Below are 22939 nucleotides of genomic sequence, written 5' to 3'. Positions count from 1 at the left end.
TCACGCAGACCAGCGGTCCCGGGAGCCGGTGCGCGCTCCACGCCCATCACCTCCTGATGGGCTCCCCCACCGCATGAGCCATTGCCGGTGTTCTTGGAGCAGCGTCCGCTGCGTCTCGAAGTGGCGCAGGTTGTGCTCCTCGTCCGGGATCAGCACCATCCGCGCGGTACCCCCGTTCGCAACGATGCCCCGGTACAGCTCCACGGCTTGGTCGGGTGGTGTCGCCGGATTGGTGTCGGCCAGCCCGTGCACGATCAGCACCGGGCGGTCCAGGCGGTCGGCGGTGCGCAGCGCGCTGAACGCGTCGTAGACTGAAGGTGCCTCCCACAGGGAACGCCGCTCGAACTGGAACCCGGTCGGCGTACGCGTGCGGTTGTAGCACCCGCTGTGCACGATCGCCGCCGAGAAGCCAGGAACGTGCGCGAGCGCGTGGAGGGCGAGGGTGGCGCCGAAGCTGTGACCGCCGACCACGACGCTGCCGTTGTACTCATGCCCGTGCTCCTGCGCGAGCACGTTCAACGCGTTCCTGACCGATGTGACGACGTCGTCGTGCACCGCTTCCGGACCGCCCACCGTAGGCCAGCGCATCACCAGGTCCAGCACGGCGCCGGGCCACTCGCCCGGCACCAGAGGGGTGGTCGGCCGTTGCGGCAGCCCCGACCCGGCGTCGAAGCCCCGTAACCACAGCAGCAGCGTTCCCTCCCCAGGCAGGTACGTGAGCCGGGCACCGGGCGATTCGCGGGTGGCCGGTGCGGGCCGGTGGCCGGTCGGCGGTGGCGGGTGGCCCGCCGGGATCGCGGTCACCGACCGCCCGGCGAGGTCTAAGACGGCCACACCGCGGCGGTCGTCAGCGAAGGCGCAGTCGAACGCGAACTCGCCGGTCGACCCGGTCCGGGCCGACGGATGCGCTCTGACGAGGCGGAAGCCGGCATCCGGTCTGGTCAACCGAATCTCCTCGCGCTCACCGACCAACCACAGGGAACCCCCGCTGTCCACGAGGACGTGAGCAGCCCCGCGGTGTCGGATCGGCCACCAGGCCGAGTCGCGGGGCGACCCGTGCGGCAGTCGGAACCACTGGCCGTCTCCGCGCGCCGGACCGATGCGGACCCGGCTGCCGCTGCCCTCGGAGGCCGGCCAGCTCAGCGCGTCGCACCTCCCGAGCGCCCAGCGGGCACCGGCGGGCAGCGACTCCGCGCGCGTCCCCTCCCGCCCCGGAGCGGGGACTTCCCACAGGGAGGTCGCCCGGCTCATCCCGTCCGGGTGAGCTCGCCCGGACGCGCGGTCCAGGACGTGGTCGACCAACAGGAAGGCACCGCTAGGGGCGGGCGAGAGCTCCCGGACGAGCAGTGGATCGCTCAGCGGCGCGACTTCACCGGTGCGCGGGTCTGCGACCGCCACCCTGGCCGACGCCATCGCCACCAATTCCGCCGGAGCCTCGTCGAACACGACGTAGCCGGGGCCGGTGGCCTCGTGGACGATGGGGGGCCGGGTGGGTGGAGCGGTCCCGGCCGGCTGCTCGGCCGCCCCGGCGGGCAGCAGTACGGCCAGGAGGTCCGCGCCGCACCACGCGATCGGCGGCAGCCGGTGCTCGCCCAGTGCCGTCAGCGACAGGGCCGAGCGCATGTGCGGGTGGCGCCGCACGGTGCCCGCCCGGTAATCGGCCACCCACGGGTAGGCGCGTCGGTCGCGAACGGCCAACCCCGCCACCAGCGGCAATTCAGGGTGCCAGGCCAAACCGGTGCCGAGGATCGACTCGACCTGCACCGCCCAGGGTGTGTCGCCGCCGGGGTGAGTGATCTCGACCCGCGCGATGCGGAGCGGCGACGGCGGCACACCCGCCAGGTCCGGGTCGAGGCGCACCCCGCGCCACGACACCGCAGCCGCGTTGTTGTCGGCGATCGACGGGTGGACCGGCGCGCTGACGACCGCCCACACGTGCGGGTCAGGTGACCGGTCCACCCAGCTCCGCAGGCGGCGCAATCTTTGCAAGTGGATGTCCTCAGCACTCACGGGGAACCGCCCCGGCACCGACGGTGATTCTGTCCACCAGGGCTTTCACCGGGCCGACACCGCTGACGGGCGGGCACACCGGGCGTCCGTCGGCGTCCGTGCCGACCGCGCTGGGCACCCCAAGCCTGCGCATGTCCTCGGGCACCTCCCCTTGGTCGGTGATCGCCACCATGGTCACCGCGTCACGGCGGACCTGCTCCACGGTGGTCTCCAGCAGGTGCTTGAGCGACCGGCACGACGGACAACCATCGGACACGTAGAGCACCACACCGCTCACTTGCTCATCGCAGGTGGACGTGGTTGTCTGCTCGTCGCGCGCTCGTCGGGCGGCTAGCAGCACCGCAGCAGTGACGAGGGCGGCCACGACCGCCGCGCCGGCGCGGACGGCGCTGCCACTCCCAGGGGGAACGAAGACGAGCACCGTGGCGAAGGCGACGGCGGAGGCGTTCGCACCGACGTGCCCGTTGCCTACGTCCGCGAGCGCGGCGAAGCCGAAGCAACCGCACTGACTGCCCTTGAACGCCCAGGCGACCCCGGTCAGGAGGCCGTAGCCGACTGCGGCGACAGCAGCCGCCAGCACACCGGGCAGGAGGACGACCAAGGCGGCGGCGACCACCTCCGCCGCACCTACCGACCGAGGTCCGTGCGGCGCGCGGAGCGGGCCGGTCCGCACCGGCCAGGGCAGTTTCGCCGCCGGGGTCGACAGCTTGGCGACCCCGGCGAGGAGGAGCGGTCCGGCGAGCACGCCCGCCAGCACGTCCGGCCACGAGTCGACGACAGACGTGAGCCAGCTGGACATGATCACGAACTCCGTTCGTCGTCGACGGCGAGGAACCACCCGGCGCCCACCAGCTGCTCGGCGAACCGCCGGGTCGCGGGGCTGGCTCCCTCGGGCAGAGCGCCCCGCGACAGCAGCAGGTCCAGGAATTCGGCTTCCCGGTCCTCGCACTCGGCGACGGCGAGCGTCACCCCGTCGACCAGCACGGCTCCGCCGTAGGGCAACTGGGTCACAGTGACGTGGGGTGCGATGCGGAGGGCGGTCATCCTCGCCCCCGCAACCACCGGTCGAGCCACAACAGGCGCAGCAGGGGCATCGCGTGCTCGGCGATGGCACGCCCGTCACCGAGCACCTGCACGACGGCCTGCGGGTCCACCAACCCCGAGTCGGCCAACGCGAACCCGCGCTTCAGCTCCTCGACGACCCCCTTGCGCGCACGGTGTAGGTGGATGGCTGCCGCGGTCCGCAGCCAGTGCCCGGAGGCAGCCGTGAGGACGCCTCCCACACCCGCCGCGGTCAGCGCGCGCCGCAGCGGGAGGTGGTTGCGGAACAACCCCTTCCTGATGCGACCGGAACGATCGGGGGACAGTGCGGACGCGGCGGCGAGAACCCCTGGGTCGACCGCGGGTGTCCGGAACGCCATGCCACCGCGCTCCTCCATGCCCGCCGTCAACCGCGCAAGCACCGGGGGCAGGAACTCGACATGTTCCCGCCACACCGCGAGCACGCCGCCGCTTGCCGTCTCCAATTCCGAGCGACCGCGAGCGGTCAACCATGGGAGAACAGCGGCGCCGGGCCGCGCGGCCGGTGGCGCAGCGAGCGGCTCACCACCCTGCGGATGGGCGTGCGCGATCCGCTTGCCGAGCAGTTCCCTGGCCCTGGCCAGACCGGGCAGGGTGCCCGTGACGTGGAACGGCTCGCAGGTCAGCAGTCGCCAGTCCTTGAACCCGGTGTCGGCATCGGGCAGCTTCGCCGACACGAGGTCTTCGAGCAGGTTGCCCCCGACGAGGTGCTGGCCCACCTCGACCGACAGGTGGTCGGCCAAGCGCGCCGGCACGGCGGTGTCCGGGAGGGGTGGGCACACCTCCTCGCCGGAGATGGAATCCCACTCCAGCAGGCTCGCCACGTCCACATCCACCCGCCGCACCGTCAACCCTGGGATCCGGGCGGGCGGCCGTCGCAGCGGCAGGTCAAGGTCCGCGTGCACCAGCAGCGGGCGCAGACCGGCCGAGACGGCGCTCACGGCGACGAAGGCGGACGCGACGCCGCCGCTGTACGCGATCGCGGCATCCGAGTCGTGGGCGACGAGCGCGTCGCCCACCGCCCGCTCGAGGTCGGGGGATCGGTGCGGCAGGTCGGGCCGCTTCTTCGAGACCGTCACTCCGGAGAGGTCCACCCGCACCTCCGTCCCGGCGCACAGCCTGTGCACGCCAGGAAGCGCGCTGGCGTCCGGTGGCCTGGGGTGACCCTGCATGAGCGCCAGCATCATGCCTGGGTCAGGTTCAGGGCTCAGGGCGCCGACAAGGAACGCCGACAGGTCGCCGTCCCACTCCAAGCGTCCTGGACCCACGCGGTAGTACAGGGCGCGGGACGCCGGGCGCTTCCAGCTCAACCGGAACGACGACGCCGAGCGCTCGATCCTGGCCCCGAGCAGCTCCGCGGCGCTGTCTCGCCCTTCGGATCGCACGCGGTCCCCGATGACGTCAACGACGCCCAACGTGGTGCTCATCGTCCCGCCGTCCGGAACACCTCGACGTACTCGTCGGCCACGGGCAGCGAGGTGCTGACGACCTGCTCACCGCACGACACCCAGGCGTAGTAGCCCGCGGCGCCGGTGCCCGGGACCAGTTCCCTGCCGAGGTGGAAGGAGGCGTCGAACCCGAGGTGGCGCAGGCCCGTGGCGAGGAAGAGCGCGTCCTCGACGGGACTAAGGAACCCCACCGTCAACCGCTGGACGATCCGCAGGCGCGCCACCGCGGCACCCAACTGGCGCTCTCCGCAAGTCCGCGCCGAGGGCACGGCAGGCCATTTTTCAAAGTAATGACGACCGTTCTCGCGCGATACCGAGGAAAGAAATTCCTGGGCTTTTCGCGCGGCCTTTAACAGACTTGTCACCGCTCTCCAATCACGCCTTCTGACAGTGGCCGGCACCGGGCCCTGTCGGACGACCGTCCGACAGGGCCCCACAAGCGTCACGCCCAGGCGCAGGTCCACCAGTCACACACCAAGCCACCGCAGCAGTGGTTGTCGGAAAGGCATGGTCCACCGGCGGGGACGCAGCCCTCCGCCACGGCGGTGGGCTCGTCGTTCAGGTGCTGCAGGAGGTGGCCACCGGCCAACCGCGAGGCAACGAGGGTGCTGGTCATTCGATTCACCTTTCTCTCGGGACGGAAACCCGCCCGACTCCGGTACGAGGTGAAATCTATTGGCCGGAAAGTGCGCCGAGCAATGCCGGCGGGAAGTCCCGGACCGTCCCGGACCGTCCCGGGCGTCGGCGCGGACCGGGACGGAAGTCATTCCCCGGGCACCACGAGACCCATTTCGTACGCGGCGACGACGGCTTGGGCCCGGCTGCGCACGCCGAGTTTGGCGAAGACCCGGCTGACGTGCGTCTTCGCCGTCTGCTCGACGATCACCAGCGCTGCCGCGATCTCGGTGTTCGACATGCCCCGCGCGACGAGCCGCAACACCTTCCGCTCCTGCTGGGTGAGTCGGTGCGCCCGATCGGGCGCGACCCTGTCCGGCCGCCGGGCCGCGAACTCCGCGACCAGCCGCCGGGTGACCGCCGGCGCGAACAGGGCGTTGCCCGCCGCCACCACGCGCACCGCGTTGACCAGGTCGTCCAGCGGCGCGTCCTTCAGCAGGAAGCCGCTCGCACCGGCCCGCAACGCGCCGTAGACGTACTCGTCCACGTCGAAGGTGGTGAGCATCAGCACCCGGGTCGCGCCGACCGCCTCCGGATCGCCCAGGATCCGCCTGGTGGCCTCCAGGCCGTCCATCACGGGCATCCGGACGTCCATCAGCACGACCTCCGGGCGGTGCTGGGCGCACGCGCGCATCGCGTCCGCGCCGTTGCCCGCTTCACCGACCACCTCGATGTCGGGCTGAGCGGCCAGGACGGCGCGGAAGCTCTGCCGCACCATCGTCTGGTCGTCGACGATCAGCACCGTCGTGCGCACCGGCTAACCTCCTACGCCGTCCAGCGGCAAAGTGACTTCCACGGTGAACCCCCCTCGCTCGGAAGTGCCGGCGCGGAAGGCGCCGCCCAGCGCGGCGACCCGCTCGCGCATGCCGAGCAGGCCGTGCCTGGCGCGTTCGGTCTTCACCCCGGGCGCGGCGCCCGTGCCCGCGGTGTTGGCCACGATCAGCCGCAGGCTCTCCGCGTCCGCGTCCAAGCGCACGTCCACCTCGGCTCCCGCCGCGTGCCGGACGGCGTTGCTCAGGGCTTCCTGCACGATCCGGTAAGCGGACAGCGCCACACCGTCGGGCACCGCGCCCACGTCCACGTGCAACGACACCGCGACACCCGCGTGCCGCAACCGTTCCACCAGTTCGGCTATCTGCCCGACACCGGGTTGCGGGGCGGTTTCCGCCCGCCCGTCCGCGTTGCGCAGCACACCCAGGAGGCGCCGCATCTCCGTCATGCCCGCCCGCGCGGTGTCCTGCATCGCCGCGAACTCCTCCCGCAGCTCCTCCGACAGGTGGGGGAACCGGTAGCGCGCGGAATCCGCCCGCAACGCGAGCACCGACATGTGGTGCGCCACGACGTCGTGGAGCTCCCGCGCGATGAGGGCACGCTCCTCCAGCGTGGCGGCGCGGACCTCCTCCACCACGCGTCGACGTTGCTGTTCCTCGCGATCGGCCTCGGCGATGCGCCGCAACCTCCGCGTGCTCCCGAGCAGCAGCAGTCCTGCGGTGATCGCGCCGAGCAGGAAGAGGTCACGCCAGTCCTCGAGGTGCGCCCAAGCGCAGGCCACCGTGAACAGGAACACCCACACCAGGACGGCCTGGCAGTGGTTCTCCGCCACGACGTAGAGAACGGTGGCGGTGGACAGGAACAGCCCGGCCGTCCAGGGCCACCCCCACAGGTCCGCGAGCCCCTCGTGCACGAGCGGCATGCCCGCGATCAGGACCGCGGCCACGCGCCACGCCCACAGCGGGCGGGTGAGGCACAGCAGGACCGGCAGCACCGTGACCGCGGTGAGCAACCACGTGGCCGGCACGGTGGCGCCGGGTGTCATCTTCGGTGGGACGACGTTGAGGAAGACGACCCAGGCCGCCATGCCGGCGATGACCGCCAGCCGGACCCGTTGCCAGGCGAGCGACACCGGAGGCCGCTCCAATCGACCCGACGACACGAGGGTGAAACCGGCGACGGCGAGGAAGTCGCGCACAACCCGCAGGAATGAGAAGAGCCGTATCACAGCCGCACCGGTCGGAGCCGGCACACGTGGCACCCGCGACATCTCGACCCGCTTCCGTCAGGACACGCGCACCGCGCCGGGCCGACCGCGCCCGCCCCGGTGCCGTTCCGCGTGCTCCGAGTCCGACGCCCGCTCACGGGCGAACAACCGCACCAGGTTCGGCACGCGGTACGAACCGGGCTCCTGGCTCTCGACCAAACGGCTGTCCACCAGTCGTTCCAGGACGCGTTCCGCCCTCTCGGGGGTCATGCCCAGGAGGTCGGCAGCGGCGTGCCGGTCCAACCCCGCTGACTCCAGCGCCCCCAGCCGGTGGAACGCCTGCATCGCGCCGTCTGCCTCCTCACCGCCGTCGTCCCGGAGGGCGTCGTAGCTCGCCGCGAGGCTCGTCCGCACGTTCAGCGCGTCCGCCCGCAGTTCGTCCAGGCAGCGCCGCTCGTCCGCCAGCAGGTCGACCAGCGCGCCGACTCGCCACGCCGGGCGAGCGGCCAACCTCGCAGCCGCGATCCGCAAGGCGAGCGGCAGCCGGTCGCACAGCTCGACCAGCCGACGTACCTGTTCCGACTCCGCCCGCACCCGGTTCTCACCTGCCAGCTCGGCCAGCAGCGCGACCGAGTCCTCCTCCGACAGCGGCCCCACGTGAACGGTGCGGACGTCGCCCGGCAACCCGAGCGGTCCCGTCGAGGTCACGAGCGCGGCGTTCCCGCCGAGGAACGGCAGCCGCTGTTCGACCTGTTCAGCGGACGTCGCGTTGTCCAGCACCCAGAGCTGCCCCTTCCCCGCGGGCGGCGACGCGACCACCGGGGTCGTGTGGCGGAGGTCGACGTACACCAAGCCGCCGGGGAAGTGCCGTGCCGCGTCTCGCGCGGCGCGCACCGCCAACGCCGACTTCCCGGCACCCGCCTGCCCCTCGAGGACGATCAGCAAATCGCTCCGGTCCTCCGCGAGCGAGCGGCGCAGCCGCGACAGCTCTGCAGCCCTCCCCACGAGCCTGCCGGCCGGGGGAGGCGAGCCGATCCGGAAAGGACCTCCCTCCCGGGCGGGGACCGCCACGCCGGCACCTGAGCCCGATGCGGCGAGCCGTCTTCGCGCTCGCAGCCAGGGCTCCGGGTCGGCGCCGCACGCCCTGACGACCGCGGCGACCAACTCCTCCTTGGGGAGCCCCGTGCGGTTGAGCACGGCCGCGAGCGTGCTCCGGGGGACGTCGTTCCCGTGGTCCCGGGCGTTCTTCTCGATCTGGCGTAAGGTCAGTCCCGTCCAATCCTTGAGCTGCTTCAACCTAAGCACGAATTCATGCGTCGACTGCGCGCCACTTGGTGATGGAGCTCCTTGCACGTTGATTTCGCACCCCCACACCGGTCACATCCACCGGACGACCCCGCCAACGACTACGGCCTGTGGATACCTGGATACCAACCGTACCGCAGTGACGTGGTGCGCGTGAAGACGACTCCGACGCGGGGATGGGTTCGACAAGGCCGCAGGAACTTTAGCCATCAACGAGCTGTCGTGCGCGTCCCGTTCTCCGCTGTGGGGGTGCGGAGGACCTGCTCGACGTCAGCGCTGCAACCGCGTGGTCGGCGGCCAAGTGGCGGGAACGCCCTGCGCGAATACCGACGTGATCTGGGCCGGGACGCTTTCCCGCTCAGCGGAAAACCCGCCGGTGGAACGATCCGGATCACGACCGCGGGCATTCCCCGGCAGCACGGCACCGGGGCCCGCGGTCGGTGGCGCTCCGGTGAAATCCGACGGCGATGCGACCGGCCTGTTCCGGAAACCGGCCGGAACGCCCATCGGGAGAATACTGGTCATCCGATGCCTTCCGCCAGCCTGGTGGTCGATGCGTCCGTCGAGAAGGAAATTAACCGAAAGGCGGGCCGTGGTCGTCCTACCAGGGGTGCGACTCGGCGCATTACTCTCGTAGCGCTGCTCTGCGCGTGCTACTGGAGTAGTACGCGCAGAGCGTCGCCATCGCGGCCGACCGGCAAGTGCGAGCGTAAGCAGCTGCACACCGCTGCCAAGCGCATCGCGGAGTCCCGCTCCAGCTCCACCTGCCAGAGGCGCCGACCTCGCCGGCGGGCCCGCTCGGCGCCCGATGACTCCCGGTGGCACCGGCCGACAGGCCCACCGCGCGATCAGCGGCATCGCGTACGCGGGCAACCGGTCGAGGAGCGATTCTCAAGCCGTCCGGTCGAACGAGGTCATCGCCGGCCATCGGAGCAGCACTCGTCTGGGCCCCGAGGAGCGCAGCAACGGATCGCGGTGGAGCGCGGCCCTCGGGTCGGCGACAGGCGTCGGCACCTGCCCAGTCACCGGGCGCGACGTGGCCCACCGCGTCCCACCGGTCGTGTTTCCCCTTCACAGCCTCTCCCCCTGCACGACGAATCGCGTGCGGCGGCCGCCCCGGACACCGAGCCGTTCACCGGCTCCCGTCGTAGGCGCGCCGCCACCGCACCTGCCCGCACAGGCTGGCAGGGGTCCCTACCGATCGGCTACTCACTGGCTTACCGGGAGTACCGAAGGGCGAACCACCGGGCAGCGAGGCACATCCGCCCGCCTCCCACACTGGGCCGTTGCCCGCTTGGTAGGGACGAAGCGGGATGTCAGCCGCGATGCGGAGTGCCGTCCGCGCTCGCCTGCTTGCCCGTGGAAGCAGAAGTGTTTCAATGGAAGCAGACAGCGTCGGAGTGGATCTGCACCAGGTGTGTCTGCGGGCAAACGACGCCTGGCCATGTCCTCCGGACAGTGGGCCACGACCTCCCGCCACAGCCTCGTCGCCTCGGTCCGGTCCGCTCGCGGAACGCCACGTGAGCCAGCCCGTCCAGCGCGCGCCTTGTAGCGGATCGCCCCGTACCACTCGGCGTGATCGACGGCCTGCTTGAAGATCTGTTCCACGCGGCCGAGGCGTCAGGCGTGGAAGTGAAACGACCGTTGCTCCTGCGTCGCACGAGGTTGTCGTCCGCCATCTCCTCCAGGCGCTGTTCCGCCTCGACGAGCGAGCAGTCGACCATCGCCGCGACGGTGTGGGCGTCGGAGTCGACGCCGGGGTGCGAGCTCAGTTGCCGGAAGACTCACTGCTGTGCCGCGGACAGGTGACCTGAGCACCGCCATGGCGTTGCGGTCGTCGCCTGGAGCAGCCGAGCCCGCTTCACCTGATCGAGCAGGCGGCGCATGAGGTCCGGTTGGAGGCGACAGCCTTGGTGCAGCAGCGGGCGGAGCTGGGCGGCATCGACACCGTAGTCCAGGATGAGCAGGACCCTCTTGCCCGCCATGCGCGCGCCAGAGCGGACTGCGGCCTTGCATGGTGGGCGGCACCAACTCCGAGGGCTACTGTCGCTCAGCAACACGACGTAGTCCTCGGCAACCAGGTACCCCGGGTGGACCGCCAACGCCGTCTTGCCGACACCGCCCATGCCATCGATCGGGTGGATCACCGGAGCCATCGAGCCGGCGTCGCGCACCGCTCGCCCCAGCTCGTCTAGTTCGGCGAAACGCCCGAGAAGTCGTTGACGTCGTAGGACAGGTACGACTTGACCGAGCGCAGCTCTCAGCCCGGGTCGAGACCGACCACGGGTGCCCCGCGATTAGGCGGCGGAGTTCGCCTACCACGGCGGCGCCCCCAGGAGTATCCGCAGCGACATCAGCTTCTCCACCGCGAGCAGTCGCTGTTCCTCCAGTCCCACGGCGATGCTGGTGGTCATGTCGTCTTCCAGTCCAGCCAAGGCGTGACCCTGCCACAGCAGCAGACCACTGAGGGGTCAGAAGGTGAAGCGCGGCGCTGCGGGAGTCAGCACGGCGTGGGTGGCGTCGGCCTGCCAGGCGCGCTGCAGCTCGGTAGCGACGGCGTCGACCAGTTCCGGCACGTCGGTGTCGGCGGTGGGGTGCAGGGCCTCGGCCACGACCAGCACCGAGGCGGTGGTGTCGCGCACCGCGGACAGGCCGCTCTGCCGGTTGGTCCAGCGACGGGCGTGCGCGCGGTCGCGCGCGTCGACGAAGACCACCTCACGCGGCTCGGGGTGCTCGACCTGCCCGGAGAACGTCAGGTACTCCTCGTTCCCCGAGGCGTGCCGCACTTCGACGTGCTCGGCCACCTCGGCCACGTCGAACACCGCGATGGGGATCGCGTAGGCCAGGGAAACGGCGTTGCACAGGTCGATGAGGGGGTGGATGGCCGGCAGCGACCGCTCCTTGCGGAACCTGCGCAGCAGCGATTCCGACGCGCAGCGGTACTGCGTGGGCTTGAGGCCCATCCGGGAGAAAGCGCGCCGCCACGCCTGGATCTCGGGCAGTTCGCTCTCGGCGCCGCCGGCCGACCGCCGCTCGGCCACGGCGCTGTAGTGCTCGACCCGCTCCCGGACCGACGCGTCCGGGGTGATGCCGGTGACGTGCAGGACACCCGCGCGCAGCTCGGGGAACTCGGCCCACATCCCGGGTGAGTGCTGGAAGTGCAAGGTCTACCTCGCTGATCGTGGACGGGACGGCGCCGGTCGGGCGCGCTGCCGCGGGCGGGCCCGCGAGCAGATGTTAGAGCCGACCGCGTTCCCGGGAGCGCTGGTGGGCCGCGCCCGCCGACGAGTCGCGCGGATTCCGCAGGCGGGCGCCACGTCGGGACCTGCTGCCGGTGGCAACCGGATCCCCGCGGTCGGCTGTTCGGCCCCCGCCGACCGGTGAGCCCGGCGCCCTGGGGCGGCCACCGCCACCTGCGCCCATCAGTCGACTATGTCGCCCAGGACCCCGCCGGCCGGCGTGCGGGCCTGGTCGATGAACCACTCTCGCCCGACGAACCTCGCGAAGGCCCACGAGGGCATACCGACCAGCGCACGCATCACCGGCGCGAGCCTGCCCCCGCCCAGCTGGGACCGGTGCGCCGCCATGGCCGCCTGCTTCTGCCGTGCGAAGGGCCGCACATCGATCTGGTGGGTGATATCCGCCCGGGCGCTGAACAACCGAAGCAGCTCCTCGGTGTCGTAGTGGAACGGGATGCGCAGCAGCCGCACCCAGCGAACCAGGCGCGCGACCACCTCGCGGGGCATCGTCGCCTCCAACACCGAACCGACACCGGACAACTCGGCCGCGCGTGCACCCACCTCGTGCACCTTGACATGGTCACGATGGCCGTAGCCGCCGTTGGCGTCATAGCTGAGCAGCACGTCGGCGCCCTCCTCGCGGAGGATCGCGGCAAGCCGCTCCCCCGCCTCGCCGACGTCGGCCCGGACGAAGCGCTGCCGCCCCGGCGGGTCCGGCGGCAACACCGGACCGTGCCCGCTGCCCGCGTAACCCAGATGCTCCACCCTGTGCACACCCAGCAGCTCCGCACTCGCCCGCAACTCCCGCATACGGACCGACCCACCCTCGGGAACCAGCCCCATGACGTCCGTGGCCACGACCACGACAACCCGGTGCCCCTGCGCCGCAGCGCGCGCGAGGGTGCCGCCGGTCCACAGCACTTCATCGTCGGGGTGCGCGTGAAACGCGACTACGGTCGACATCCCCCCATCCTCCCGCACACCGCCACGTCGTTAACGGATCTTCCCGCAAGTCCGATAGACCTGGAATGAGTGCGGACTACTGCGACTGCGGTCAGGCGGCGACGGCCCGCTGCGTCCGCGACGGCGCGACCACCTGCCACCGCCACCGCCGCTACTACCCGGACCCCGTGACCTGGTGGCTGGAGTGGGGGCTGGTCGGTCCGCGACGCCTGGAGCGGTTCTCCGGGCGTGCGCTGGAGGTGCGGGGGCGAGCGGACGCAAAGGACCTCTCGCTGTGCCCGGCCTGCTACGAGCACGTCCTCGCCGAGGCCGTCGCGGCGCTGGCCGCCTCCCTGCGCGCCGCCGAGGGCGGTTCCCGCGACCGCGCGGCGGTCCGGTGCGCCCTGCTGGGCACGTGGAGGGACGGCGCCAACATGCAGCACCCGATCGGCGCCCGGGCCGTGGAGGCGGTGGCGGGCCACCGCCCCCCGTGGTTGTCCGACGGCCACGACCGGACCCTGGCCGCCCTGTTCCTCACCACCGCCCGGCAGCAGGGCCGGAAGGCGCCTCCCCTCCGGGTGCAGCACCGGGGCGGGGTGCAGCGGCGCACCTGGCTCGGTGCGCGCCGGACCGAACAGGTCACCACCCCGCTGGTGGAGACCCGTGCCTGGGCCTTCCCCTACCGCGACCTCGAACACGGCGACCGGGTGCTGTTCCTGGGCCGACGCGGCGCGATCCTGCGGGACCTCGCCCCCGAGTGGCTGCCCACCGACGGCGTGATCACCCTCAGCGGCCCGCTCCAGGTTCGCCGCGACGACGCCACCGGCTTCCACGACGCTGTCACCGCTCCCGGCAACCACACCGCCGACAACACCGACGTCACGTCCAAGCTCTCCGCGGGCATCCAGCGGATGCTGGAAGGCAAAAGCCCGCAGCCCTGACCGGGATCGCCGTGTGCGGCAGACGACGGCCTGCGGCCCTGGAATCGGTCGACCTGACCGATCGGCGCGACAGCAGGATCTCCCGGCTCTCCGGTGGCATGCGCCGCCGTGTCGGGATCGCCCAGGCTGTGGTCAACCGGCCCGGGTTGCTGCTGCTCGACGAGCCGACCGTCGGGCTCGACCCTCGGCAACGACGCGGGTTGCACGAGCTGATCCCCGAACTCGCCCGGGACCGGGCGGTCGTCCTCAGCACGCACCTCACCGAGGACGTGGCCGCGATGGCGGACCGCATCGTCGTGCTGGACGGTGGAGTGGTGCGCTTCGACGGCACGGTGGAGGAGTTCACCGGCGGTGAGGGCAGCGGGGCCGCGCGGATCGACTCGGCGTACGAAGCGCTGGTGATGTCGGGGGACGACCGATGACGCCGCTGTCGATCGCCCTGCGGCGCGGCAGCGCGCCGTTCGCCGTGCCCGCGATGATCCTCCTGGGTCTTTATGCCGGCAGCCGCGGCGATGCCTGGTCGGTGGACTGGGGCTGGGCGTCCGGGCAGCTCCAGCAGTACGGCGTGCTGCTGGTGCCGCTGGCCGCGGCCCTTGCCGCGTGGGACGTTTCGCGTGATCGCCGTGACCGGTCAGTGGCTGTGGATCGCCGCGCTGGCGGTGGCAGGCGTCGCCGCGCTCGCCCTGTCGGGCCCGACTCGTGGCGTGCCGCCGGCGGTGCTCTCCGCGGCGCTGGCCGTCGCGGCCGTGACCCTGATCCAGAGCAGCGGGGCGCGGTTGACCGAGGCACGCCCTCCCGCCAGCGAGGTGTGCGGCACCCGGGACGACGTCACGGTGTGCATGTGGCCTGAACACGCCGGGGACGTCGACACCTGGTTGGGCGCCACGAGCAGGTACCACGCGCTCTTCGCCGACCTCGGCGTGCAACCGCGGCTCTACCTGGAGAACGGGTTGCGCACCGGGGCCGACGCCCCGCGCCTCGGCCCCGTTCGACCTGGCGAGACCGAGGCGGACCTGGTGACAGCGCTTGCCCGGGCGCTCATCCCGCCGCCGCCCCGGTGCGCCGCCGTGGAAGGCGGATCCCGGTTCTACCCGGCGGCGACCGCTCGGGCGCTGCTCAGCGGTTGGCTGGTCAAACGGGTGCGTCCCGACGCGCCGACCGCTCACCTGGTCCCACCGGACCAGGTGGCACAGCTCGAACGGTTGATCGGCAGTTCCGCCGACCGGCAGCGCCTGTGGTACGAGGAGTTGGTCGAAGCCCACCACGACTGCGCCACTCCCCCTCCGGCACTGCCGTGACCGTTGCCTGGTTGTGGTTGCGCGCTCACCGCTGGCCGACGCTGGTGGCGGCCTGCGGTGCGGTGGCGTTGGTCGGCGCCCTCTTGGGTGGCGAACGCGTCCCGGTGCCCTCCTTCACCGCCACCCGCAGGCTCAGCGTGCCCTTGGCGCAACTGCTCCCGCTGGTGATCGCTTGCGCCGTGGGTCTGCACAGCAGAGCGCCCACATCGCTGTTCCGCGTGGCGCCCCGCTCCCCGTTCGCGCAACGCGCAGCGCTGGTCGGCACGTTGTTGGTCACGGCGGCCACCACGTGCCTGCTGGTCCCCGACGGCCAGGCCGCACTGCGCAACACCCTGGGGTTGAGCGGAATGGCACTGGCCGGAGCGGCGCTCGCCGGAGCGACGCGGAGCTGGACGTTGCCGTTGCCCTACCTGATGGGGTGCCTGCTGTTCGGCACGCGAGTCCGCTCGACCGCGGAAACCGCGAGCGGCGCGCAGTGGTGGGCTTTCGCGATCGCCCCCGCCCACCACCGCGGCGCCCTGGCCTTCGCGGTCGGCTGCTGCCTGGCGGGAGCGGCGCTGTTCGTCGTCCTGGGGCCCCGGGAGGAACCCGCGCCGCCGGAATGATCGACACCGAGCGGAAACCGATCGGGGTGAGGCGGTCCGGAGGGGTCGCGTCCTCGCGCACTGCGCGTTCACGGTCGGCGCACGGCCGGTGGGCGGGTCACACCGTCGGTATTCCCCGTGGTTCCGAACGGGGTGGTCTTCTCCTCCGTCGTGGTGATCTTGTGCTGGATCGCTTCCGGTGCGCGGTGTGGTCGAGCCAGGGTGGGGTGCGTCGGCCGGTGGCGTCGATCCGCGGGACGTGTTCGAGGAGGATTCGCCGACCTCGGTCCCGCACGGCCCGACGCGGTTCATCCGTCGACCGCTAGCAGCGTTTCGCCAGAGGACCACGAAGGATGATGATGAGCACTGCTCAGGCTGCAGCCGCGGATCCGCACACCTCCACCCTGCCGATCACCACCGTGGCGGGGAACGGGGCCGCCGGGTTCGGCGGCGACAGCGGCCCGGCCACCTCCGCCCACGTGAACTACCCGCTCTCGGTGGTCGTGGACGGCGCCGGGGATCTCTACATCGCCGACCACAACAACCACCGGATCCGAAAAGTCGCGAGGGACGGGACCATCACCACCGCGGCGGGCAACGGAACCGCGGGGTTCAGCGGCGACGGCGGCCCGGCCACCTCCGCCCGGGTGAGCTACCCGGTCGGGCTGGCGGTGGACGGCGCAGGATCCCTCTACATCGCCGACTACAACAACCACCGCATCCGGAAAGTCGCAAAAGACGGGACCATCACCACCGTAGCCGGAAACGGAACCGCGGGGTTCGGCGGCGACGGCGGCCCGGCCACCTCCGCCCGGCTGAACTACCCGTACACGGTGGCGGTGGACGGCGCGGGATCCCTCTACATCGCCGACTACAACAACCACCGCATCCGGAAAGTCGCGAAGGACGGGACCATCACGACGGCTGCGGGAACCGGGGCCGCCGGTTTCGGCGGCGACAACGGCCCCGCCACCTCCGCACTGCTGAACAACCCGACCGGGGTGGCGGTGGACGACGCCGGGAACCTCTACGTCGCCGACTACAACAACCACCGAATCCGAAAGGTCACCGAGGACGGGACCATCACCACCGCGGCCGGAACCGGAGCCGCCGGATTCGGCGGCGACGAAGGCCCCGCGGCCTCCGCCCGGTTGCACCACCCGATCGGGGTGGCGGTGGACGGCGCCGGGAACCTCTACGTCGCCGACTACAACAACCACCGAATCCGGAAAGTCGCCGAGGACGGGACCATCACCACCGCGGCCGGAACCGGGGCCGCCGGGTTCGGCGGCGACGGCGGTCCGGCCGCTTCCGCCCGGCTGAACTGCCCGTACTCGATGGCGGTGGACGGCGCGGGGTCCCTGTACGTCGCCGACCGCGCCAATCACCGGATCCGGAAGGTCACGGCGGCGCCCGCGGCCGGGCTGCCCTCCTCCGGGTCGGTGGTCACGTGGGTCAACGCCCGGAGCAGGTTGCGGCTGGAGGTCTTCCGCGAGTCCACCGGGGAGGGCGCCGAGGTCCACCAGTCCCTCCCCGCCGCCAGGGGGCACCAGCGGTGGCGGTTGACCGTGGTGGGCCGGGACGGCGGGGACGACCTGTACATCATCGAGAACGTCAAGAGCGGCAAGGTGCTCGAAGTCGTCGGGGCGCAGGTGGCGGAGGGGGTGGTGGTCGTGCAGCGCACCTACGGCGGTGCCGGGGCGCGCCACCAGCAGTGGCGGCTGGAGCCGGTCGGCTCCGAGGCCGCCGACCCGCGGGCGTACCGGATCGTGAACCGGAACAGCGGGCTGTTCCTGGGGGTCGGGACCAACGCCCGGACGGCGGTCAAGCAGTTCGGGGCGCGGGACGACGACCGGGACCAGCAGTGGCAGCTGGTCCCGGTGTAGGGCGGTGAGCCCTCGGCGGTCCGGCCGGTCACCGGCCGGACCGCCGTCACCGGCCGGGTTCGGAACCGCGGGGCGGGGTCTCGGCGCTCGCCTTCGGCGCCTTGGGCGCTGAGGTGTAGTCGCTCTTCCTGGGCCGGTCCGCCAGGTCCTCGTCCTTCTGCAGACCGCTGTGCCCGGTCACCGTCGTGCTCGACTCCCGCATCCCCGCGGACGCCGCCTCGGACACCGACCCCGGGTTGCCGGCGTACCGGGACTGCTCGGCGGCGGAAGTCCGGGCGGTGTCGATGAAGGCGCCGAGGAAGCCCAGGACGGCCCGCGCCTCGGGCGACTGCTCCCGCACGACCTTCGCCCGGGTCGAGGCGCCGTGGAGGGCGCTGGTGAACAGGCTCCCGTGGGTGTCGTCGTAGGTGTCGTCGTCGGCGTCCTCGAAGTCGACGTCCTCGCCCGGCCGCGGTTTCGCGCCGTCGCGGTTCACCGAGAAGATCCCCGCCCCGTTGTCGGCGAAGCCGAAGATGTTGTCGAAGACCATGGTCGTCATCCCTGTTCGTTGTCCTGGCGGCGGTCGGCCGCTCGGTCAGGGTCCCTTGTGGAGCGCTCGCGGGCTGTTGGTCAGGCTCTCGCCGTCGAAGACGGTGTGCTGGACGTCGAGGGCGGAGACGATCTCCGCCCAGCCCTTGAGGCGGAAGGGGCCGCCGGCGGTCAGGTCGAGGTCGTTGATGTCCCGGGCCACCACGTGCTCCAGGCCGGGGTAGCCGGCCGGCTGCGGGGGCGACAGGACGGCCGCGGGCACGTCGTAGCGCACCGCGAGGAACCCGGAGAAGGTCACCGGGATCTCGTAGGTGTACTGCCTGCGGGTCCGCCGCTGGGTGGCGGTGGTCTGCACCCGGGAGTTCGGCTGGACGTCGCCGGAGATCTGCGAGGTGGAGCCCCAGCTCGTGGTCAGGTTGCCGCCGACGGACGCGGTGATGCCCAGCATCAGCTGGGCGTGCAGCTCGGCCGCGCCGGTGGCGCTGCCCTGGGTGGTGAACGTCGTGCCGTTCGTCACCGCGTTCGTCGTGGCCGTCTCGGTGTTGTTGGCGTTGTCCACGCCCACCGAGTCCTTGCTGTTCTTGTTGGTGACGGTGTTGGAGTTCTTGTTCTGCATGTTGTTCTGCAGCTGCAGTTGGAGCTGGTTCTGCAGCTGCAGCTGCAGCGACGCGCTCGCCTTGCCGCCGAAGGTCAGCTGGGACTGCCCCTGGAGCGTCCACGTCACCGCGTTGGAGACGGTGAAGTTGACGGTGTCGGAGAACTTCAGCGTCGAGGTCTGGCTCCGGTTGACGTAGGAGCGCGTGGAGAACGTGTCCGGAGGGGGCTGCTCGACGTTCCCCCGCTCCTCCACCAGCGGCTCGCCGAGGTGCAGGTAGGCCAACCACCCCAGTTCGGCGGCGGTTCCCGGGAAAGCGCCGAAGCTCGACTTGTTCACGGAGAACCCCACGGGCTTGTGCTGCGCGCCGCTCGGGTCCACGTAGACCAGGCCGGGGTGGTCCAGGATGGACTGCCAGGACTGCTCGATGTTGAGTTCCCGGAGGTTCCGCTTGGTCAGCGGCCGGCGTTTGACCTGTTCCAGGTTGTACGTGCTCGCAGGCATTCCTCGTCCTCGCCCGATGTGGTGGAACGTGCGCAGGAACCGCGCTCGAAAGAATAACCGGGGTTTCCCCCACCCGCGGCCGACGCTAGCACGGACCCCGGTGCGCGGCCAGGCCCCGGTTCGGGCCCACACCCGTTGGGGCGACACGGTTCCCGGCGTCGACCGCCGAATCCTGGTGTTACTACGCGTTGTCACCGCGAAGGGCCGGCCACCGGCCGCCCCAGCGGCTTGTCGGGTCATTCTCCGCGGCCTCGACTACTGGTTTGCGTAAACTTCCCGCGCGCGCTGCGGCCATTCGCCTGTGATTTCGCGCCGATCGAGTAGCGGACCGGCGGGCGGCAATGCCGTGCGGTATACCTGGTGACGTCTGCTCGACGTGTCGGGCTTCGGCGGACCGCACTCGCGCGAAGTCCTCGACGCACCGCCCCTCCGGTCCCGCGCCGAGCGGCTTCGACGCGTCGCGCTCCACATCCAGAACAGGTGAGGTATCCGCGGTGTACACCCAAGAACGCACGCCGATGGCGGATCTGGTGGTCGGCGGCCCGGTGCCGGTCAACAGCTACGACAACGCCATCGTGGCCGCGCTGGTCAAGAACCGGCCGGTCATGCTCGTCCACGCCTTCAACGGCGGGTACCTGCGGCCCGTCGACCTGACCGAGGGCAGCCACGACAAGGGGGTGCAGCTGGCCACCGCGCTCGACCCCGACACCAAGGACCGGCGCGGCCACCTCTGGCACATCACCCCCGGCGGCTTCTTCGGGCAGCGGCCGCTGTACTTCATCGAGAGCGCCGCCGGGCAGGCGCCGGACAAGCCGGCCGGCGCGAGCGCCGGCGGCCAGGGCGACGACGGCGCGCCCAAGCCGAAGCGCCGGCGCATCACCGTGCACCAGGACGCCCCGAAGAGCCCGGCGGACACCGTCCAGGTCGGGCTGCCGGGCAAGGTCGGCGAGAAGTGGCGGGGGAAGAACGGCGCGCCCGAGGACACCCAGCTCTGGGTCGTCACGGTGACGCCCTGGGGCGGGGTGACCTTCGTGCCGATCACCCACCCCGACGCCATCCTCGGGTTCAAGGACCACGCGGTGACGGCCACCAGCGAGGTCCGCGTCACCTACAACTGGGGCGGGGACTTCACGGGCACGGTCATCAACACGTTCTACCCGCGGCTGCCCAACGAGTGGAACGTCCCCTACCACCACGTCTTCACGTAGGCCGCGCGCGTCGGCGTCCCGCCCCCGCCCAGAACAGCGACCGCAACGACCCGCAACGACCCGCCCAGAACAGCGACCGCGCGGAACAACGACCGCACCACCCGGAAGAGGCATCAGGATGCCCGTGCCCAAGGAACAGCTCGAAGTAGCGATCGTCAACGCCGCCACGGGGAAGGCGCTCGGCGCGGAAGCGCCGCCCAGCGCGAACGGGGCCCTGGTCGTCCGCGCCTCGCCCGACGACGGGCCCGGACCGGAGCGGTGGCGCCTGGTGCCCGTGAAAGCCGCCGGGGGCGGGCCGGCGCACGAGGACCAGGTGTACGTGATCCACCACGCGAGCAGCGGCAAGGTGCTCGACAACCCCGCCGCCGCGGACCGGAAGGTCCGCCAGTGGGCCGCCGCCGGCGGGAAGGGCCAGCAGTGGCTGGTCGTCCCCGTGGAGGGCGAGGCGGACCTGCACCGCATCGAGTGCGTGGGCGACGGCGGCGTCCTGGCGCCCTCCGACCCCTCGGACGGGAAGGGCGCCCCGGCCGTCCTGCGCGAGCACGACGACAGCGCGCGGGACCAGCGGTGGCGGTTCGTCCCGGCGGGGCCCGAGCGCAGTGGCGACCCCGTGCTGCGGTGGGCGCCCGTGAGCCACTGGAACGGCCGTCAGTCCTGGCGATTGGTCCGGTCGACCGCGCTGCGGCCGACACCCGACGCGGAGCCCTCCTTCAGCGACCTGCGGTTGGTCCTCCCGCGGTTCGGGTGCGACGAGGGCGCCGGACGCTGGCAGGGCGGTCCCACGTCCGGTGCGGCGGGCGGGCGGCTCGGGTCCGGGCCGCGGTTCCTCGCCGACATCACGGGAACGGGCCGGGTGGACCTCGTCGGCCTCGACCCCGCGCGGGGCGTCGTGACCTCCTCCGGCAGGGGTGACGGCACGTTCGAGGACGCCGAGCGCTTCCTGCACAGGTTCACGACTCCGCCCGACGACGCGCGCCGCGAGGAGATCTGGTCCTTTGTGGACACCACCGGCGCCGGCCGCCTGGACGCCGTCGTGTTCCGCGGTGACGGCGTCCGGGTCTCGCTCCAGGGCGGGACCGGCGAGTTCGCGCCGCTGGGCGCGGAGCCGGCCCTCCGGGCGTTCGGCCACGCCGCGCAGGCCGGGCAGTGGCGCGCCGACCGGCACCCCCGCCTCCTGGTCGACACCACCGGCGACGGCCGGGTCGACGTCGTCGGCTTCCACGACGACGGCCTGTGGCTCTCGCTCCAGGACGGGAAGGGGAAGTTCGCGCCGGTGGGGGGCGAGCCGGCGCTCAGGGCGTTCGGGCACGGCCGGGAGGCCGGGGGGTGGCGGGTCGACCGGCACCCCCGCTTCCTCGTCGACACCACCGGCGACGGCCGGGTCGACGTCGTCGGCTTCCACGACGACGGTGTCTGGGTGTCGTCGCAGGACGAGGAGGGGGTGTTCGCCGAGCCCCTGTTCGTCCTCGACGAGTTCGGGGTCGACCAGGGGTGGACCTCGGCCGAGGAGCACCCCCGGTTCCTGGTGAGCACCTCCGGGAACGGGACGCCGGACGTCGTCGGGTTCGGCCCGCAGGGGGTCGTGGTGGCGCGCGGGCGGGGCGACGGCACGTTCGGCGAGGCGCGGCTGGTCCTCAACGACTTCGGCGGCGCCCAGGGGTGGACGGGCGGGAAGCACGTCCGGCTCCTCGCCGACACCACCGGCGACGGCGCCCCGGACGTCGTCGGGTTCGGCGACGAGGGGGTCTGGGTGTCGCGCGGCCGCGGCGGCGGCGACTTCGAGCAGGCCCGGCTAGTGTGCAGGGGGTTCGGGCACGACGACGGGGCGGGCGGGTGGCGGGTCGACCGGCACCCCCGGTACCTCGCCGACGTCACCGGCGACGGGCGCCTCGACATCGTCGGGTTCGGCGGTCCGGGCGTGTACGTGGCCCGCAACCTGGCGCGCCGGTTCATGACCCGGTGACCGCCGCCCGGAGCCGTCCGTCGCGGGCGGTGTCGCGACGACGCGCCCGACCCGGCGGACGGCCCGGCGCACGCCACCCGGTGCACCGCGCGTTCACCTGGGGTTCTCCCCGCCTTCGCCCGCTGCCGCGCTCCACCGGGTAACCCCGCCACGTGGTCGCAGAGCTGCACGGGTCCCACGGTGTCCGAGACGCGCGAGAATTGGCGGAAAGCCTGCTGCGAGGTCTGGGCAGCCGGTTGAGCCACACGGCGAGCGTGGCGCGCCGTGCCGAGGAGCTGTCGGTGACGGTGCCCGCCGCCGAGCGCGACGTCCTCGTCCGCGCCGCCTGGCTGCATGACATCGGCTACGCGGAAGCGCTGGCGGACACCGGTTTCCACCCCCTGGACGGCGCGCGGCACCTGGACCGGCTCGGCTGGCCGCCTCGGATCAGCGCCCTGGTGGCCCACCACTCGGGCGCCCGCCTGGTGGCCGGCGCCCTGGGCCTGGCCGACCGCGTCGCCGCCCACCCGCAGGAGACCGGGCCGGTGGCGGACGCCCTCACCTGCGCCGACCAGACGGTCGACAGCCGGGGCCACCGGGTCACCGTCCAGGACCGGCTGGCCGACATGCTCCGCCGGCACGGCCCGGACTCCCCCAACGCCCGCGTCCACCACCTCCGCGCGCCCCTGCTGATCGCCGCCGTCGAGAGGGTCGAGCACCGACTGTCCCAGAAGGACAGTCCACAATAGACTCCACGAGGCGCGGGGCGGCCCGGT

Annotated in this window: 21 protein-coding genes and 1 pseudogene; 7 read left to right on the top strand and 15 right to left on the bottom strand. The window is 72.0% G+C overall.

What is annotated here, in order from left to right:
- The 13 genes and pseudogenes from JOE68_RS32320 to JOE68_RS27605 form a co-directional block, all read right to left on the bottom strand.
- Positions 1-1959 (bottom strand): alpha/beta hydrolase family protein, encoded by a 1959-nt coding sequence (locus JOE68_RS32320; protein WP_204845312.1) that lies wholly within the window; start codon positions 1957-1959, stop codon positions 1-3.
- A 40-nt stretch (positions 1960-1999) separates the two neighbouring features.
- Positions 2000-2767 carry a hypothetical protein gene (locus JOE68_RS27655; protein WP_204845311.1) on the bottom strand — a complete coding sequence of 256 codons (768 nt, stop codon included), beginning with the start codon at positions 2765-2767 and terminating at the stop codon, positions 2000-2002.
- A 44-nt stretch (positions 2768-2811) separates the two neighbouring features.
- Complete coding sequence (gene adfB, locus JOE68_RS27650) at positions 2812-3054, bottom strand: actinodefensin-associated protein B (protein WP_275584749.1); 243 nt, start codon at positions 3052-3054, stop codon at positions 2812-2814.
- Entirely contained in the window at positions 3051-4517 is a 1467-nt protein-coding gene (locus tag JOE68_RS27645; protein ID WP_204845309.1) for a hypothetical protein, read from the bottom strand. Before JOE68_RS27645 ends, adfB begins: the two co-directional genes overlap by 4 nt.
- Positions 4514-4762, bottom strand: a complete 249-nt coding sequence (locus tag JOE68_RS32005; RefSeq protein WP_307819935.1) for a hypothetical protein — start codon at positions 4760-4762, stop codon at positions 4514-4516. The genes JOE68_RS27645 and JOE68_RS32005 overlap by 4 nt, the downstream gene beginning before the upstream one ends.
- Positions 4763-5301: 539 nt before the next feature.
- On the bottom strand, positions 5302-5967 hold the full coding sequence (locus JOE68_RS27635) for a response regulator (RefSeq protein ID WP_204845307.1): 666 nt from the start codon (positions 5965-5967) through the stop codon (positions 5302-5304).
- Positions 5968-5970: 3 nt separating this feature from the next.
- Positions 5971-7182, bottom strand: coding sequence for a sensor histidine kinase (locus JOE68_RS32000; RefSeq protein ID WP_204845306.1), 1212 nt, complete (start codon positions 7180-7182; stop codon positions 5971-5973).
- A gap of 87 nt (positions 7183-7269) precedes the next feature.
- Positions 7270-8196, bottom strand: a complete 927-nt coding sequence (locus tag JOE68_RS27625) for a hypothetical protein (protein WP_204845305.1) — start codon at positions 8194-8196, stop codon at positions 7270-7272.
- A 129-nt stretch (positions 8197-8325) separates the two neighbouring features.
- A pseudogene (locus JOE68_RS32495) lies at positions 8326-8496 on the bottom strand (helix-turn-helix domain-containing protein); the annotation flags it as partial.
- Positions 8497-10280: 1784 nt separating this feature from the next.
- Positions 10281-10670 (bottom strand): hypothetical protein, encoded by a 390-nt coding sequence (locus tag JOE68_RS27620; RefSeq protein WP_204845304.1) that lies wholly within the window; start codon positions 10668-10670, stop codon positions 10281-10283.
- Between the two features lie 141 nt (positions 10671-10811).
- Entirely contained in the window at positions 10812-10949 is a 138-nt protein-coding gene (locus JOE68_RS27615; protein ID WP_275584965.1) for a BTAD domain-containing putative transcriptional regulator, read from the bottom strand.
- Between the two features lie 18 nt (positions 10950-10967).
- Positions 10968-11660: a B3/B4 domain-containing protein gene (locus JOE68_RS27610; RefSeq protein WP_239562373.1), complete on the bottom strand. Its 693-nt coding sequence runs from the start codon at positions 11658-11660 to the stop codon at positions 10968-10970.
- Positions 11661-11918: 258 nt separating this feature from the next.
- Entirely contained in the window at positions 11919-12698 is a 780-nt protein-coding gene (locus JOE68_RS27605; RefSeq protein WP_204845302.1) for a PIG-L deacetylase family protein, read from the bottom strand.
- Positions 12699-12873: 175 nt separating this feature from the next.
- Here JOE68_RS27605 and JOE68_RS32490 point away from each other — a divergent pair, with 175 nt between their 5' ends.
- The 4 genes from JOE68_RS32490 (at position 12874) to JOE68_RS27585 (ending at position 17386) form a co-directional block, all read left to right on the top strand.
- Positions 12874-14040 carry an ATP-binding cassette domain-containing protein gene (locus JOE68_RS32490; protein ID WP_372443371.1) on the top strand — a complete coding sequence of 389 codons (1167 nt, stop codon included), beginning with the start codon at positions 12874-12876 and terminating at the stop codon, positions 14038-14040.
- A 192-nt stretch (positions 14041-14232) separates the two neighbouring features.
- A complete protein-coding gene (locus JOE68_RS27595) occupies positions 14233-14916 on the top strand; it encodes a DUF7224 domain-containing protein (RefSeq protein ID WP_239562371.1) in 684 nt (227 codons plus the stop codon).
- Between the two features lie 11 nt (positions 14917-14927).
- Positions 14928-15521: a hypothetical protein gene (locus JOE68_RS27590; protein ID WP_204845301.1), complete on the top strand. Its 594-nt coding sequence runs from the start codon at positions 14928-14930 to the stop codon at positions 15519-15521.
- 338 nt (positions 15522-15859) lie between these two features.
- Entirely contained in the window at positions 15860-17386 is a 1527-nt protein-coding gene (locus tag JOE68_RS27585; protein WP_204845300.1) for an NHL domain-containing protein, read from the top strand.
- A 46-nt stretch (positions 17387-17432) separates the two neighbouring features.
- Here JOE68_RS27585 and JOE68_RS27580 read toward each other — a convergent pair whose 3' ends face one another.
- The gene (locus JOE68_RS27580) at positions 17433-17924 is read right to left on the bottom strand and encodes a hypothetical protein (protein WP_204845299.1); all 492 of its coding nucleotides are present in this window, start codon (positions 17922-17924) and stop codon (positions 17433-17435) included.
- Between the two features lie 36 nt (positions 17925-17960).
- A complete protein-coding gene (locus tag JOE68_RS27575; RefSeq protein ID WP_204845298.1) occupies positions 17961-19013 on the bottom strand; it encodes a hypothetical protein in 1053 nt (350 codons plus the stop codon).
- 494 nt (positions 19014-19507) lie between these two features.
- Here JOE68_RS27575 and JOE68_RS27570 point away from each other — a divergent pair, with 494 nt between their 5' ends.
- The 3 genes from JOE68_RS27570 to JOE68_RS27560 all read left to right on the top strand — a co-directional run bounded on the left by JOE68_RS27570 (position 19508) and on the right by JOE68_RS27560 (position 22912).
- Positions 19508-20221 carry a hypothetical protein gene (locus JOE68_RS27570; RefSeq protein ID WP_204845297.1) on the top strand — a complete coding sequence of 238 codons (714 nt, stop codon included), beginning with the start codon at positions 19508-19510 and terminating at the stop codon, positions 20219-20221.
- 118 nt (positions 20222-20339) lie between these two features.
- A complete protein-coding gene (locus JOE68_RS27565) occupies positions 20340-22184 on the top strand; it encodes an FG-GAP-like repeat-containing protein (RefSeq protein ID WP_204845296.1) in 1845 nt (614 codons plus the stop codon).
- A gap of 236 nt (positions 22185-22420) precedes the next feature.
- Complete coding sequence (locus JOE68_RS27560; RefSeq protein WP_204845295.1) at positions 22421-22912, top strand: HDIG domain-containing metalloprotein; 492 nt, start codon at positions 22421-22423, stop codon at positions 22910-22912.
- Positions 22913-22939: the final 27 nt, after the last annotated feature.

This window comes from Saccharothrix algeriensis (assembly GCF_016907655.1).
GTDB lineage: Bacteria > Actinomycetota > Actinomycetes > Mycobacteriales > Pseudonocardiaceae > Actinosynnema > Actinosynnema algeriense.
This window is presented reverse-complemented; position numbering and strand designations above follow the sequence as displayed.

Excerpts from the sequence above, each read along its gene's own strand:
- adfB (WP_275584749.1), bottom strand. The coding sequence starts at position 3,054 with ATGACCGCCCTCCGCATCGCACCCCACGTCACTGTGACCCAGTTGCCC.
- JOE68_RS27645 (WP_204845309.1), bottom strand. The coding sequence starts at position 4,517 with ATGAGCACCACGTTGGGCGTCGTTGACGTCATCGGGGACCGCGTGCGA.
- JOE68_RS27605 (WP_204845302.1), bottom strand. The coding sequence starts at position 12,698 with ATGTCGACCGTAGTCGCGTTTCACGCGCACCCCGACGATGAAGTGCTG.
- JOE68_RS27585 (WP_204845300.1), top strand. The coding sequence starts at position 15,860 with ATGAGCACTGCTCAGGCTGCAGCCGCGGATCCGCACACCTCCACCCTG.
- JOE68_RS27580 (WP_204845299.1), bottom strand. The coding sequence starts at position 17,924 with ATGACGACCATGGTCTTCGACAACATCTTCGGCTTCGCCGACAACGGG.
- JOE68_RS27575 (WP_204845298.1), bottom strand. The coding sequence starts at position 19,013 with ATGCCTGCGAGCACGTACAACCTGGAACAGGTCAAACGCCGGCCGCTG.
- JOE68_RS27565 (WP_204845296.1), top strand. The coding sequence starts at position 20,340 with ATGCCCGTGCCCAAGGAACAGCTCGAAGTAGCGATCGTCAACGCCGCC.